The organism is Corallococcus sp. AB032C, from assembly GCF_003668935.1.
Classification (GTDB): domain Bacteria; phylum Myxococcota; class Myxococcia; order Myxococcales; family Myxococcaceae; genus Corallococcus; species Corallococcus exiguus.
This window is the reverse complement of record NZ_RAWP01000076.1, coordinates 1-13,630: the sequence shown is the minus strand read 5'-3', so window position 1 is coordinate 13,630 and position 13,630 is coordinate 1. Positions and strand designations below refer to the sequence as shown.

Below are 13,630 nucleotides of genomic sequence, written 5' to 3'. Positions count from 1 at the left end.
GATGCCGCCCACCCGTACAGCACGTGAGCGCACGATGCACGGTGCTCGCGGGCAAGTCCCGATGCACGACGTCAGCACGCGCCGAGGCCCGAGGCCCCGCGCATCAGGACGGCAACGTGCGCCCGCGCACGGACGCGGAGGCCGCCATCACCGACGCCGCGCCCACGTACACGTCCACCTGCGACAGCGGCCCCGAGCCCGGCAGCGCCGCCAGCTCGCGCACCATCGCGTCCCGCCCGTGGCACTCCACGCCGTGCCCCATGCAGTCGCGCAGCGCCGCCTGGAGCCCCGCGGCGGAGTCCGCCCCGCGCGCATCCAGCAGCACCCCGCGCAGCACGTCCCGCAGCGCGGGCGACACCCCACCCAGCGCCGCGTCCACCCCGGCCGCGTCCTCCGGAACCACCGTGTTCCCGGAGACCAGCGCCAACAACACCCGCCCCAGCGCGCGCAAATCCTCTCGCGTCTCCACCGACGAGCCCACCGCGTCCTCGCGCACGGGCAGCTCCACCACGTCCGGCCGGGACGGCGACATGAACCGGCGCAGCAGCGGACGCGCGGGCCGCAACCCGAAGTCCGTCAGCGTCACCTCGCCCCGAGGCCCCACGCGGATGCGGTGCGCATGCACATCCCCGTGCACCACGCGCGCGTCATGCGCGGCATGCAGCGCTCCCGCCACCTCCGCGCCCACGTGACACACGAACGCTTCCGACGGCCGCCCGCACCGCCCCAGCACCCGCCGGCGCGCCGTGGCCAGCGAACAGCCCGGGACGTAGTCCGACACCACCGTCAGCGTGTCGCGCACGTCCACCTGGAAGCCGTGGAGCCTCGCGATGCCCGGATGCCGCAGCGGCACCGCACGCGTCAGCGCATCCTCCAGCGGACGCCGCGTCTCCGGCGCCAACCCCGACGCCAGGAGGAACGTCTTCACCACCAGCGGACGCGCATCCACCGCGTCCTGCTCCAGCGGCCACACCAGGGACACCCACTCGCCCAACGGGCCCCTCCCCAGCGGATGCAGGGGGGCGAACGCGGGCAGCCTCGATGCGAACGGAAGCACGGACATGGCAACCTCCAACCCAACACATCCAACCCGTGACGTCAACGCACCGCGTCCTACGTCACGGGTCCTGCATTCCCCGACACCCGGGCTCGAAGCCCAGAGTGCCGGGGAAGGCCTGAGACTAGAAGTAGCCGCCGACCGTGGTGGTGATGCCCAGGGTCACGTCATTGCCGGAGAAGTTGCCCTGCTCGGCGCCCACGGAGAAGCCCTTGTTGCTGATGAGGGCGCGCACCTGCGGACCCGCGCCGATGAAGAAGTTCGGCGTGAGGTGGAACAGGACAGGCGCGTTGAAGTCCAGCACGAAGGACACGTCGCTGTTGTCCGGGACGTGGCCGAACTGGATGCCGAAGCCCACCTTGGGCCAGAGCGACACGCGCTCGGCGAGCGGCAGGTGGTAGCCCACGCGGCCCAGCACGCCCAGGCCCACGACGGTGTAGTCACCGAAGCCGAAGGCCACCAGCGCGGACGCGCCCACCGACAGGTTCTGCTGGAGGAAGTAGTCCGCGGACGGCTCCAGCCGGACGGTGAAGATTTCCGAGGCCGTGTTGTAGCCAATGAAGCCGTTGAGCTCCTGGCTGATGACCATCTGGCCCGCCTGGCCGAACGACGACGACCGGCCCGGGTTCGCGTTCAGGTTCGGCTCCTCGGCCGCCACCGCCTGCGCCGACACCGCGAGGCCCGCCACCAGCGCCAGGCCCGTCCACTTGTTGCTTCCACGCATCGATGTTTCTCCCCTCGTTGGCGCCCCGGCCGACCCTTCCCGGAGCGCATGCGGGGCCCCTTCTAGCCAAAGGGCGCCGCAACGCGAGGATGTTTTCTGACCCACCCAACACTTCGTTGACACCCCACCATCAGCGCAGCGAACGGAAAAATCCTGATCGCGGCCCCCTCGGAGAGGGGGACGTCTGATGGCGCCCCGCTTCAGCGTGCCGCGCGCATCAATCCGCGCGCGCCCAGCACCGCGCCGCCCACCACGCCGCCCGTGAGCGCGGCCAGGCCCAGCGTCGCGGTGAAGCGAACCCACGCGGGCGTGGGCGGCACGCTGCCACGAGGCCCCACGCCCTCCACCACGGGGGTGAAGAGGTTGCCCTCGGGCCTGTCCAGCGGCATGTCCGTCGTCTGCATCCGCACCCCGAAGCGGGACAGCACGGCCTTGCCCACGGACGGCGCCAGGCCGTTGAGCCACAGCATCAACCGCCCCTGGAGGAACGCCGGCACCGACGTGCGGCCCGGCCGCTTCGCCAGCCGCACCACCGCGCGGGCCACCAGGTCCACGTCGTACGTGGGCGGCACCGGCACGGGCTTCCACCCCAGCATCGTGGGCGCGTGGTCGAACATGGGCGTGGACACGGACGGCACCAGCACGTTGGAGACGTGGATGCCCGTGCCCGCCAGCTCCATCTCCAGCGCCCGCGCCCACCCCAGCGTCGCGTGCTTCGCGGACGAATACGCGGACAACAGCGGCGCGGACCCCGCCGCCAGCATGGACTGCACGTTGAGCAGGTGGCCGTGGCCCTGCTTGCGGAAGTGCGGCAGCACCGCGCGCGCGAAGCGGAAGTAGCCGAAGCAATTCACGTCGAACACGCGCGTGATGTGCTCCCAGGGCAGTTGGTCGAAGTAGCCGTAGGACTGCACCGCCGCCGCGTTCACCAGGAGGTCCACGCGGCCGTAGTGCTCCACGCACTCGCGCACCACGCGCTCCACGTCCTCGGCCACCGTGACGTCGCCGTCACTCACCAGGCACTCGCCGCCGCGCTGGAGCACCTCCACGCGCAGTTGCTCCAGGGCCGACTGGCGCCGAGCGGTGACGCACAGCCGCACGCCGGCCTCCGCCAACCGCAGCGCGGACTGCCAGCCCACGCCGCTCGACGCGCCCGTGACGATGGCCACCTGTCCTCTCAAGTCCTCGTGACGCGCCATGCGCTTTCGCCCCCTCGCCCTGAGGTGGGCCTTCTGGCCGGGCTTCGCACGAGGCAAGCCCCCGGAATCCTCCGCGCGGTGCCCGCTCGCACGGCCGCTCTCCGGACCGGGAACAGGGCGCGCCCCGCCTCCCCATCCCCGGGTGTGCACCCGTCAACAAGACGCCCCACCCTATGAGCACGCTTGCAGCCACCGCACCGAAAGGGCCCGACCATGATCCGCTGGAGCCGACTCCGTCCCTTCGCACGCCCCGAGAAGCGCTCGCTCCTCCAGGACATCCTCATGGGCGCCGCGGGCGGCGCGCTGGGCACCTTCGCCATGAACCAGGCGCAGGCGCTCATCGCCAGGCTGGGCGAGTCGAAGGAGCGGGACGACTCCCAGCAGGAGCCCGCCACGGAGGTCGCCGCGCGCAAGGCGGCGGAAGGCGCGGGCGTGAAGCTGGAGGGGGAGCGGAAGAAGAGAGCCGGCAACGTGGTGCACTGGAGCTACGGCACGCTCTGGGGCGCCGTGCACGGTGCGCTGCATGAGCGCGTGCCGCTGACGGGGAAGCTGTTCGGCGTGGGCTTCGGCCTGGGCCTGTTCCTCATCGGTGACGAGCTGGCGGTGCCGCTCCTGCGCCTCGCTCCGCCGCCCCAGAAGGTCCCGGCGAAGTCGCACCTGAGCGCGCTCGCCGCCCACATCGTCTACGGCACCACGGCGGAGGGCACCTACCGCCTCGTGCGCCGCGCCCTGGCCTGAGCGCGGCCCGTGCGGCTCACGACCAGGAGACGTCGTAGTACGCGTCCACCAGCGACTGGGCATGCCCGCGCACCTGCACGTCATGCACGCCCGTCACCTCCAGCGCGGACTGGAGGATGCCCTCGTTGTAGGGCACCGGCATCAGCGAGCGCTTCATGATGACCCGGCCCGACGTAGGGCCCGTCCACTCCACGGAGCGCTCGCCGAAGTTCAGCGCCGTGCGGTAACCGGAGTGCATCAACTCCAGGAGCCGCTTCGGGTCCCCACCCGCCTGTTGCACGAAGTCGCGCGCGAACATGGAGTTGAGGAAGTCCAGCATCGCCTGCGTGCCAATCTGCCGCTGCGCCGCATCATGGCCGCCAACGAGCGGCGACAGCTGCTCCGCCGCCACGTAGGACAACCGCAGGAAGCGCGGGAACGGATAGGTCTGCATGGGGATGAAGTCCGCGGTCTCCCCAACCTGATCCAGACAGCGCTTCACCGCGTCCGCTCCGCCCAGAAAGCGCACCGCGTCCAACACGCCCAGGAAGAACAGGCCCCGGCTCGTCTCCTCCGGCTCCGTCGCGGCCAGACGGGCTTCCAGGTCTCGGGCGACGTCCTCGGGTAGGTTCAGCGTGCCATCCGGCATCTGTCGTCCTTTGAGTGAGGGGGAATGGACCAGGCGGGGACCTGACGGGGCGCGAGGATTCCACAGGTCTCGCTCCATCGCGAGTCCTCGATGCGCACGCGCCGCGCCATGCGACACATGTTTCACGACGTGGGAGGTCCTTCCGGGCCTTCCCCGGATGACGGCAGGAAGCGGCGCACCACTTCCATCAGGTCCGCCACCGCCACCGGTTTGCGCAGGTAGTCCACCGCGCCCGGGGGATGAAAGGGGCTGCCGGACAGCACGATGATGGGCACGCCTTCCAGCATGCGCTCCTGGGACAGCCTCGCGAGGAAGGCCTGTCCGTTCATCACCGGCATCATCAGGTCCAGCAGCACCAGGTCCGGACGGGGATGGGACGCAAGCCAGCTCCAGGCATCCTCGCCGTGGATGCACTGCGCGACGCGATAGCCCTCCATCTCCAACAGCGTCGCGACCGCGTCCCGAAGGTCTTCCTCGTCCTCGATCAACAGGATGAGAGGGGCACTGTCCGTCATGCAGGTTCTCCACTCGCTCTCCGCCACGTCTCCGGCCATCACGTGGCTGTGGGTCTTCCTGCTCCGCCTGAAGGCCCGCGGGGCCCCAGGGGAGGGTGGAGCAGGAAGAGGCGTTGGCACCGTGGAGTAGTAACGATTCAGCCCCCCCGGTCTGATTTCGCGCGCCGCGCATTTCCGTGCCTGCTCGCCTGCTCTCGCGTTCACTGCTGGACGCGAGCCAGGGACCGGCGGCACTGGTCCGCACCGCCGCGCGTCCCCATCTTGTGCACCAGATTCCACGTGCGCATCCGTAGGAGGGGCGGCCTTGAAGTTCCGCGACCTGATGAAGGGTTGGCCCGTGCCGCGGCAGTTCGCCCGAGGAGACAGCCGGGCCCTGGGCGACACGGCGATGTCGGCGCGAAGCCGCTCGCTGACGCCGCGCACGAAGTCCGCTGATGCGGTCGTGAAGTCCATCTGTCCGTACTGCGCGGTGGGCTGCGGGCAGGAGGTGCACGTGCGCGACGGGCGCATCCTCGACATCGAGGGTGACCCGCATTCCCCCATCTCACGCGGAAGGCTGTGTCCCAAAGGGGCCGCCACCTTCCAGTTGGTCACGGGAACGCAACGCGTGCAGCAGGTCCTCTACCGCCGCCCCGGCGGCACGGAGTGGGAGCCCATCCCGCTGGAAGAGGCGATGGAGAAGGTGGCCGAGCGCGTGAAGCGCACGCGCGACGCGACGTTCGAGGTGACGGACGCGAAGGGCCAGCGGGTGAACCGGACGCTGGGGTTGGCTCACCTGGGCGGGGCGACGCTGGACAACGAGGAGAACTACCTCCTCAAGAAGCTCTTCAGCGCGCTGGGCGTCGTGCAGGTGGAGAACCAGGCACGAATATGACACGCGTCCACGGTGCCCGGTCTGGGCATCACGTTCGGCCGCGGCGGAGCCACGACGTTCCAGCAGGACCTGCAGCACTCGGACTGCATCCTCATCCAGGGGTCCAACATGGCCGAGTGCCATCCGGTGGGCTTCCAGTGGGTGATGGAGGCGAAGGCCCGGGGCGCGAAGGTCATCCACGTGGACCCGCGCTACACGCGCACCAGCGCGGTGGCGGATATCTACGCGCCCATCCGAGTGGGCTCGGACATCGCGTTCCTGGGCGGGCTCATCCACTACGTGCTGGAGCACGAGCGGTACTTCCGCGACTACGTGGTGCAGTACACCAACGCGGCCACGCTCATCCGCGAGGGCTTCCTGGACACGGAGGACCTGGAGGGGCTCTTCAGCGGCTACCAGCCGAAGGACAACCGCTATGACATCCACACCTGGCAGTACCAGGGCGTGTCCGGAGTGGTGCCGGCGGCGGGCCACAAGGAGCTGACGGACGAGCCGGGCGCGGGCGCGGGCGGGCATGACCACCGCGTGGACCTCCGCGACGAGCACCGGGACGAGACGCTCCAGCATCCCCGATGCGTGTTCCAGCTCTTGAAGCGCCACTTCGCGCGCTACACGCCGAAGGTGGTGTCCCAGGTGTGCGGCGTGGACGAGGCGCTGTTCCTCCAGGTCGCGCGGACGCTGTGTGACAACTCCAACCCGGAGCGCACCAGCGCGTTCTGCTACGCGGTGGGCTGGACGCAGCACACGGTGGGCGTGCAGTACATCCGCACGGCGGCCATCCTCCAGTTGCTGCTGGGCAACATCGGCCGGCCCGGCGGAGGCATCCTCGCCCTGCGAGGGCACGCGTCCATCCAGGGCTCCACGGACATCCCCACGCTCTACAACCTGCTGCCCGGCTACCTGCCCATGCCGCGCGCGAGCGGCACGGACTCGCTGGAGCACTACATCCGCAAGAACAAGTCCGGCAGCGGCTGGTGGACGGAGTTCCCCAAGTACGCGGTGTCCCTGCTCAAGGCGTGGTTCGGGGACCGGGCAACACAGGGCAACGACTACCTGTTCAACCACCTGCCCCGGCTGACGGGCAACCACTCGCACATGCAGACCGTGGCGGACATGGCGGACGGGAAGCTCCAGGGCTACTTCGTCATGGGGGAGAACCCCGCCGTGGGCAGCATGAACGGGGCGCTCCAGCGCAAGGGGCTGCGCAAGCTGGACTGGCTGGTGGTGCGCGACTTCACGCTCATCGAGACCGCGGAGTTCTGGCGCACGGCGCCGGAGATCCAGTCCGGGCAGGTGCGGCCGGAGGACATCCAGACGGAGGTGTTCTTCTTCCCAGCCGCCGCGCACACGGAGAAGGACGGCACCTTCACCAACACGCAGCGGCTGCTGCAATGGCATCACAAGGCGGTGGAGCCGGCGGGGGACACGCGCAGCGAGCTGCACTTCGCCTACCACCTGGGGCGCAAGCTGCGTGAGCGCTACGCGGGCTCCACGGATCCGAAGGACGCGCCGCTGCTGGATTTGACGTGGGACTATCCCACGCACGGGCCGCACGCGGAGCCCTCCGCGGAGGCGGTGCTGAAGGAGATCAACGGCTACACGGTGGCGGACGGGAAGCTGGTGGATGGCTTCACGGCGCTGAAGGACGACGGCTCCACGGCGTGCGGCTGTTGGATCTACTCGGGTTGCTTCAAGGACGGCGTCAACCAGACGGCGCGGCGCAAGCCGGGGCAGGAGCAGACGTGGGTGGCGCCCGAGTGGGGATGGGCGTGGCCGTCCAACCGGCGCATCCTCTACAACCGCGCGTCAGCGGACGCGAACGGCAAGCCCTGGAGCGAGCGCAAGCGCTACGTGTGGTGGGACGCGGGCGAGAAGAAGTGGACCGGCGAGGACGTGCCGGACTTCATCGCGGACCGGCCGCCGGAGTACCGGCCGCCCGAGGGCGCGACGGGGCTGGCGACCATCGCCGGCAATGATCCGTTCCTCTTGCAGGCGGACGGCAAGGGCTGGCTCTTCGCGCCCAGCGGGATGATGGACGGGCCGCTGCCCACGCACTACGAGCCGATGGAGTCGGTGGTGCCCAACCCGCTCTACGCGCAGCAGTGCAGCCCCACGCGCGAGGAGTGGAAGCGCAAGGACAATCCCTATCACCGGGCCTGGGGCGACCCGCGCTATCCGTATCTGGTCACGACGTACCGGCTGACCGAGCACCACACCGCGGGCGGCATGTCGCGCTGGCTGTCCTGGCTGAGCGAATTGCAGCCGGAGATGTTCTGCGAGATCTCCCCGGAACTGGCGCGCGAGAAGGGGCTGAAGAATGGGGACTGGTGCACCATCGCCACGGCGCGAGGGGACCTGGAGTGCCGGGCGCTCGTCACGGAGCGCATCCGTCCGCTGAAGGTGAAGGGGCTGCAGGTGCACCAGATTGGCCTGCCGTACCATTGGGGCGTCACGGGGCGCGTGCGCGGTGAAGGGGCCAACGAGCTGACGGCGTTCGTCGCGGATCAGAACGTGGACATCCAGGAGTCGAAGGTGTTCACGGCGGACCTGCGGGCGGGGCGGATGCGCTCGGGGGAGAGGGCCGCGGCGGGAGCGGCGCCGCCTCCGCTGACGGTGCCGGAGGTGCCTCGCGACGTGACGCCGCCTGGGGACACGGACCATTCGGAGACGCAGGAACCCGAGGGGAAGGGATAGGCGCATGGGGAGCCGCAAGGGGTTCTTCACGGACACGACGCTCTGCATCGGCTGCAAGGCGTGCGAGGTCGCGTGCAAGCAGTGGAACCAGCTTCCGGACGACGGCTTCCACTTCACGGGGATGTCCTACGACCAGACGGCGCACCTGGGCGCGTCGACCTGGCGGCACGTGGCGTTCGTGGAGCGGCCGGTGCCGTTGCAGGGGCAGACGTCGGGCGCGGGGGACTTCTCGTGGCTGATGATGTCGGACGTGTGCAAGCACTGCCAGCGCGCGGGGTGCCTGGAGGCATGTCCCACGGGCGCCATCGTGCGCACGGAGTTCGACACGGTCTACGTGCAGCCGGACGTGTGCAACGGCTGCGGCTACTGCGTGTCGGCGTGTCCGTTCGGAGTGATTGACCGGCGCGAGGACGACGGGCGCGCGTGGAAGTGCACCCTCTGTTACGACCGAATCGGTGACGACCAGACGCCCGCGTGCGCGAAGGCGTGTCCCACTGCGTCCATCCAGTACGGTGATTTGGACGAGTTGCGCGCGCGCGCGGAGTCGCGGGTGCGCGACCTGCATCAGCGGGGCGTGACGGACGCGTACCTGTACGGGAAGGACGCGGAGAACCAACCGGGCACGGGTGGGCTCAACGCGTTCTTCCTGCTGTTGGACAAGCCTGAGGTCTACAACCTGCCGCCCGATCCGGTGGTGCCGACGAAGAAGGCGCTGCGCTCATGGGCCTCGGTGGCGATGGGCGCGGTGGGCATGGTGGCGGTGGCGGTGGGCGCGGTGGCGTTCGGTCGGGAGGGGCGCGGATGAGCGACGACACGCTGTTGGATCGGCTCCAGCGCAAGGCGGACGGGCGGAACATCGACACGCGCGCGGGCATCCTGGAGGGCGAGGGCGCCCAGCAGCGGGTGAAGGATCCGGAGCCTGCTCGGCACGGAGCCGGAGTGCTGTCCACGGTGCCGTCGCGGTCGGGGCCGGACAACGCGGAGGCGCCGAGCTACTACGGCATGCCGGTGTTGAAGGAGCCGCTGTGGATCTGGACGGTCCCGGCGTACTTCTACGTGGGCGGGGTGGCGGGCGCGGCGAGCGTGCTCGGGGTGACGCTGGAGTACCTGGGGGGACGGAGGCTGGAGCGGCTGGCGGGGCGCTGTCACGCGGTGGCCACGGCGGGGGACATCGTGAGCGCGGGCCTGTTGATCCACGACCTGGGCCGGCCATCGCGATTCCTGAACATGCTGCGCGTGTTCCGGCCCACGTCCCCTATGAGCGTGGGTTCGTGGGTGCTGGCCGGTTCGGGCGCGGTGAACACGGCGGCGTTCGTGCTGCGGCGGATGCCCGGGGCTCTTGGAGTCATGGGACGCACGGCGGGACTGGTGGGCGCGGTGCTGGGGTTGCCGCTCGCCGGGTACACGGCGGTGCTGGTGAGCAACACGGCGGTGCCCCTGTGGCAGCAGGTAGGGCGCACACTGCCGCTGTTCTTCATGGCCTCCGCGACCGCGAGCGCTGGGAGTTTGTTGTCCCTATTCCCACACACGAACGCAGAGGAGCGAGTGCTGCGCCGCTTCCGGGTCGCGGGCAAGGTGGCGGAGGTGTTCACGCGCGAAGCGGTGGAGCTGGAGGCGCGGCAGGTGGTGGAGGTGGGGAAGCCCCTGCGCACGGGTGTCTCGGGAGCGCTGTGGACGCTGTCTCGGACGTGCTCACTGGCGGGATTGGTGATGGACGTGCTGCCTGGGCGCGCACGGTGGAAGCAGGTGACGGCGGACGTGCTGTCCACGGTGGGAGCGGTGGCCGCGCGTTATGCCGTCATCCAGGCGGGCAGGGCCTCCGCGAGGAATCCTCAGGCCACGTTCCAGGGACAGCGACAGGGACTGGGTGCGGCACAGGTGGAGGGGAACACGGAAGCATCGGACGGAAAACCCCTGAGCTTCCCGTTGCCCGTGCTGGGCCAGGGCTCGGCGCCACGGGCGGGCATGCCCTACGCACGATTCATGGCGCCCCAGTCGGAGCGGTAATCAGGGCAACGTCACCCCATACCGAACCAAATCCTCCGGCGTGTTCACGTTCGCCAGCGCACGCAGCTCCGGATCCACCGCGCGCAGTGCGTCCACCGGCAAGGTCCGCGTACGGAACCGCATCAGCAGCTGCCGCAGAGACGGATCCTCCACCAAGGCTTCACCCCAGTGTGACACCCGCTCCGTACGATACGCCGCGAACAACGGCTCCCACCGTCCGTCCCGCTCGATGCACACCGCGTCCACATCCTCGCCTCGCGCGTCCAGCACCACCCGCGCCGCGGCCTCCGTCACGAACGGCATGTCACACGCCACCGCGAACACCCACGGCGTGCGGGCCGCGCCCAGGGCCGCATGGACCCCTCCCGGCGCTCCCTTGCCCTTCACCGCGTCCGCCACCGTGCGGAGCCCGAAGCGCTCGTACGGCGCCGGAACATTCGCCACCAGCAACACGTCCTCGAAATGCGACCCGAACGCCCGCAGCCGTTCCAAGGTTGTGAGCCCCTCCACGCTCAGCAGCCCCTTGGCCACGCCCCCCAGCCGGGTCCCCTGCCCCCCTGCCAGGATGGCCAGCGTCACGTCGGGAAAGGTCGCGGATCCGTCCATGTCCGCCGACCCTACACACCTCTCATCCTCCGCGAGAACGCTTCACACCCGGGATTTCGCCAACCCCCAGAGGGAGGGAGCAACCGCCGCTCCCATGCCCCGTGTGGACAAGGCACGCGCACCCCGTCGTAGAGTCCTGCTCCCCCTCCTGGACGCATGCCGCTGACTCCCCTCCCCGCCGCGCGACTGGCCGCGCTCGATGCCATCGTGCCCGCGGCCCCCGCTCGCCTTCCCTTGATGGAAGCCCATGGCCGGTTCCTCGCCGCGGGCGTCGTCGCGTCACGCGCGCTGCCCGGCTGCGACAACTCCGCCATGGACGGGTGGGCCGTGCGCGCCGAGGAGACCCGGGGCGCCAACCGCGACCGCCCCGCGCGCCTGCGCATCGTCGACACCGTCTACGCCGGCCACCTCCCGCGCCGCGCCCTCCAGCCCGGCGAGGCCGCGCGCGTCTTCACCGGCGCCCCCCTCTCCCCTGGCGCGGACGCCGTCGTCCGCCAGGAGGCCGCGCGCCCAACCGACGACGGCACCCATGTGGACCTCTTCGTCTCCGTCGCCCCCGGCCATGACCTGCGCCGCGCCGGCGAAGAGGTGATGCCCGGCACGCCGCTGTTCCCCGCCGGCCAGCGCGTGGACGCCACCGTGCTCGGCGTGCTCGCGTCGCTGGGCGAAGCCACCGCGCTCGTGCGCCCCGCGCCGCGCGTCGCTGTCATCGCCACCGGCGACGAGCTCGTTTCCCCCGGCCAGCCCGCGCAACCCCACCAGGTCTTCGAGAGCAACCGCCTCCTCGTGGCCGCCCTCGCCCGCGAGGCCGGCGCGGACGTCACGCACCTGGCCCGCTCGCGCGACGACGAGGCGGAGCTGCACGCCCAGCTGGAGAAGCTCGCGCCCCAGGTCGACGTGCTCATCACCACCGGCGGCGCGTCAGTGGGCGACAAGGACTGCGTGAAGCGCGTCCTCACCCGCATGGGCGCGCGCTTCCTCGTGGACGGCGTCGCGCTCAAGCCCGGCAAGCCCGTGGCCGTGGCCCGCCTGGGCTCCACCGCCGTCGTCGTGCTGCCCGGCAACCCCGGCGCCGCCACCGTCGCGTTCGACCAGTTCGCGCGGCCCCTCCTCTTCAAGCACCAGGGCGTCATCGAACAGCGCCGCGTCACCCGCGCCCGCCTCTCCGAGCCCCGCCACAAGCAGGCCGGCCTCACCTACCTCGTCACCGTCGCGGCGCTCGAAGCGCGCGAGGACAGCGTCGAACCGTGGGCCCGCCTGCGTCCCCAGGGCGCCGGACAGATTCTGCAGAACGTGGCCGCCCGGGGCTGGGCCGTGCTCCCCGCCGGCCGCGCCGACTTCGCCGAGGGCGAAGCCGTGGACGTGCAGCTCTTCGACGCACCGGTCTTCCACGCCGTGGAGGCCGCGTGAAGCCGCCTCCCGCGCTCGCCGTCATCGGCCACTCCAGCGCCGGCAAGACGACGCTCCTGGAGCGCCTGCTGCCGGAGCTGGCCTCGCGCGGCCTGCGCGTCGCGTACGTGAAGCACTCCTCGGATGCACACCCGCTCCACCGCCCGGGCAGCGACACCGCGCGCCTGGACGCCGCGGGCGCCGCGCTCACCGGCTTCGCCACGCCGGACGGCACGCAGCTCACCACCCGGCAGCCCCTGTCCCCCTCGCTCCTCGCGCGCGACGCGGACCGCGTGGACCTGGTGCTCGTGGAGGGCTGGAAGGACGGCCCGCTCCCGAAGCTGGAGGTGTGGCGCGAGGGCCTGGAAGCACCGCTCGCGGCCTCGCGCCCCGACGTGCTCGCCCTGGTGACGGACGCGCCCGCGCTTCCTCCCGCCGTGGCCTCGCGCCCGCGCGTGCCGGCCACCGCTCACGCCGTCGCGGACTTCCTCACCCGGTGGCTGGGCCAGGTCGCCGCGCGGCCGGACGTTCGCGCATCGAACGCCAATGCGAAGCCTCCTCTCCCTGAACCGCGCGGCGTCACCCACCGCGCCGTGCGCCGCTTCGACGGAGACACGCTCCGTGCGGCCGAGGATGACCGCGTGGCCGTGGAGGAGCCCCTGGAGATCCGCGTGAATGGCGACCCCGTCGCCACCACCATGCGGACCCCCGGGCATGATCGCGAGCTGGCGGTGGGTTTTCTCTTCGCCGAAGGCATCCTCAACGACCGCGACGACCTGGGCAGCCTGTTCCACTGCGGCCACCCCGGCGAGGAAGGGTACGGCAACGTGCTGGAGGTCGTCCCCGCCGCCGGTGCCGTGCTCGACCTGGAGCGCGTGGAGGCCACCCGCCGCGGCACCCTCACCACCTCCGCCTGCGGCGTGTGCGGCCGCCGCGACGTGGACGACCTGATGGCCACGTGCGCCCCCGTCGCCCCAGGCCCCGTCCTCTCCGCCCACACCGTGGCCCGCGCCACCGAACGCCTGCGCGACATCCAACACACGTTTGAACACACCGGTGGAGTGCACGCCGCCGCCGCGCTGGATGCCCATGGCGAGCTGCTCGCCTCCTATGAGGATGTGGGCCGCCACAACGCCGTGGACAAGGTGGTGGGCGCCCTGGTCCTGGCCGGCGCCGTGCGCGCCCCGCTCCGGTTGCCC

General features: G+C 70.9%; 12 protein-coding genes. 6 read left to right on the top strand and 6 right to left on the bottom strand.

All coding sequences use genetic code 11. From position 1 onward, the window contains the following. Nucleotides 1-103 precede the first annotated feature (103 nt). The 3 genes from D7X99_RS28205 to D7X99_RS28195 all read right to left on the bottom strand — a co-directional run bounded on the left by D7X99_RS28205 (nt 104) and on the right by D7X99_RS28195 (nt 2,980). The gene (locus tag D7X99_RS28205; protein WP_121780494.1) at nt 104-1,063 is read right to left on the bottom strand and encodes a protein kinase; all 960 of its coding nucleotides are present in this window, start codon (nt 1,061-1,063) and stop codon (nt 104-106) included. 118 nt (nt 1,064-1,181) lie between these two features. Then, nucleotides 1,182-1,781 (bottom strand): outer membrane beta-barrel protein, encoded by a 600-nt coding sequence (locus tag D7X99_RS28200; RefSeq protein WP_121753582.1) that lies wholly within the window; start codon nt 1,779-1,781, stop codon nt 1,182-1,184. A gap of 200 nt (nt 1,782-1,981) precedes the next feature. Then, the gene (locus tag D7X99_RS28195) at nt 1,982-2,980 is read right to left on the bottom strand and encodes an SDR family NAD(P)-dependent oxidoreductase (RefSeq protein WP_121780493.1); all 999 of its coding nucleotides are present in this window, start codon (nt 2,978-2,980) and stop codon (nt 1,982-1,984) included. Nucleotides 2,981-3,193: 213 nt separating this feature from the next. Between D7X99_RS28195 and D7X99_RS28190 the strand changes: the two genes are divergently transcribed. Then, the gene (locus tag D7X99_RS28190; RefSeq protein WP_121780492.1) at nt 3,194-3,718 is read left to right on the top strand and encodes a DUF1440 domain-containing protein; all 525 of its coding nucleotides are present in this window, start codon (nt 3,194-3,196) and stop codon (nt 3,716-3,718) included. 16 nt (nt 3,719-3,734) lie between these two features. On the opposite strand, the gene D7X99_RS28185 is transcribed toward D7X99_RS28190, so the two are convergent. Together D7X99_RS28185 and D7X99_RS28180 are read right to left on the bottom strand one after the other, a co-directional pair. Further along, nucleotides 3,735-4,346, bottom strand: coding sequence for a DUF2378 family protein (locus D7X99_RS28185; protein WP_120576907.1), 612 nt, complete (start codon nt 4,344-4,346; stop codon nt 3,735-3,737). 122 nt (nt 4,347-4,468) lie between these two features. Next, on the bottom strand, nt 4,469-4,861 hold the full coding sequence (locus D7X99_RS28180) for a response regulator (protein ID WP_158627085.1): 393 nt from the start codon (nt 4,859-4,861) through the stop codon (nt 4,469-4,471). Nucleotides 4,862-5,183: 322 nt separating this feature from the next. On the opposite strand from D7X99_RS28180, the gene fdh reads away from it, so the two are divergent. Genes fdh through nrfD form a run of 3 tightly spaced genes read left to right on the top strand, consistent with a single transcriptional unit; the run spans nt 5,184 to nt 10,436 of the window. Further along, on the top strand, nt 5,184-8,429 hold the full coding sequence (gene fdh, locus D7X99_RS28170) for a formate dehydrogenase (RefSeq protein ID WP_199756371.1): 3,246 nt from the start codon (nt 5,184-5,186) through the stop codon (nt 8,427-8,429). Between the two features lie 4 nt (nt 8,430-8,433). Then, nucleotides 8,434-9,234 (top strand): 4Fe-4S dicluster domain-containing protein, encoded by an 801-nt coding sequence (locus D7X99_RS28165; protein WP_171805353.1) that lies wholly within the window; start codon nt 8,434-8,436, stop codon nt 9,232-9,234. Next, on the top strand, nt 9,231-10,436 hold the full coding sequence (gene nrfD / locus D7X99_RS28160) for an NrfD/PsrC family molybdoenzyme membrane anchor subunit (RefSeq protein WP_121780489.1): 1,206 nt from the start codon (nt 9,231-9,233) through the stop codon (nt 10,434-10,436). Before D7X99_RS28165 ends, nrfD begins: the two co-directional genes overlap by 4 nt. Here nrfD and D7X99_RS28155 read toward each other — a convergent pair whose 3' ends face one another. Then, nucleotides 10,437-11,042, bottom strand: coding sequence for a molybdenum cofactor guanylyltransferase (locus tag D7X99_RS28155; protein ID WP_121780488.1), 606 nt, complete (start codon nt 11,040-11,042; stop codon nt 10,437-10,439). Between the two features lie 156 nt (nt 11,043-11,198). Between D7X99_RS28155 and glp the strand changes: the two genes are divergently transcribed. Further along, a complete protein-coding gene (glp, locus tag D7X99_RS28150) occupies nt 11,199-12,452 on the top strand; it encodes a gephyrin-like molybdotransferase Glp (protein WP_121780487.1) in 1,254 nt (417 codons plus the stop codon). Further along, the coding region (gene mobB, locus D7X99_RS28145; RefSeq protein WP_121780486.1) for a molybdopterin-guanine dinucleotide biosynthesis protein B at nt 12,449-13,630 on the top strand (1,182 nt) is incomplete at its 3' end. The genes glp and mobB, both read left to right, overlap by 4 nt.

Excerpts from the sequence above, each read along its gene's own strand:
- D7X99_RS28155 (WP_121780488.1), bottom strand. The coding sequence starts at position 11,042 with ATGGACGGATCCGCGACCTTTCCCGACGTGACGCTGGCCATCCTGGCA.
- D7X99_RS28180 (WP_158627085.1), bottom strand. The coding sequence starts at position 4,861 with ATGACGGACAGTGCCCCTCTCATCCTGTTGATCGAGGACGAGGAAGAC.
- D7X99_RS28195 (WP_121780493.1), bottom strand. The coding sequence starts at position 2,980 with ATGGCGCGTCACGAGGACTTGAGAGGACAGGTGGCCATCGTCACGGGC.
- D7X99_RS28190 (WP_121780492.1), top strand. The coding sequence starts at position 3,194 with ATGATCCGCTGGAGCCGACTCCGTCCCTTCGCACGCCCCGAGAAGCGC.
- D7X99_RS28185 (WP_120576907.1), bottom strand. The coding sequence starts at position 4,346 with ATGCCGGATGGCACGCTGAACCTACCCGAGGACGTCGCCCGAGACCTG.
- glp (WP_121780487.1), top strand. The coding sequence starts at position 11,199 with ATGCCGCTGACTCCCCTCCCCGCCGCGCGACTGGCCGCGCTCGATGCC.
- D7X99_RS28165 (WP_171805353.1), top strand. The coding sequence starts at position 8,434 with ATGGGGAGCCGCAAGGGGTTCTTCACGGACACGACGCTCTGCATCGGC.
- D7X99_RS28205 (WP_121780494.1), bottom strand. The coding sequence starts at position 1,063 with ATGTCCGTGCTTCCGTTCGCATCGAGGCTGCCCGCGTTCGCCCCCCTG.
- D7X99_RS28200 (WP_121753582.1), bottom strand. The coding sequence starts at position 1,781 with ATGCGTGGAAGCAACAAGTGGACGGGCCTGGCGCTGGTGGCGGGCCTC.
- nrfD (WP_121780489.1), top strand. The coding sequence starts at position 9,231 with ATGAGCGACGACACGCTGTTGGATCGGCTCCAGCGCAAGGCGGACGGG.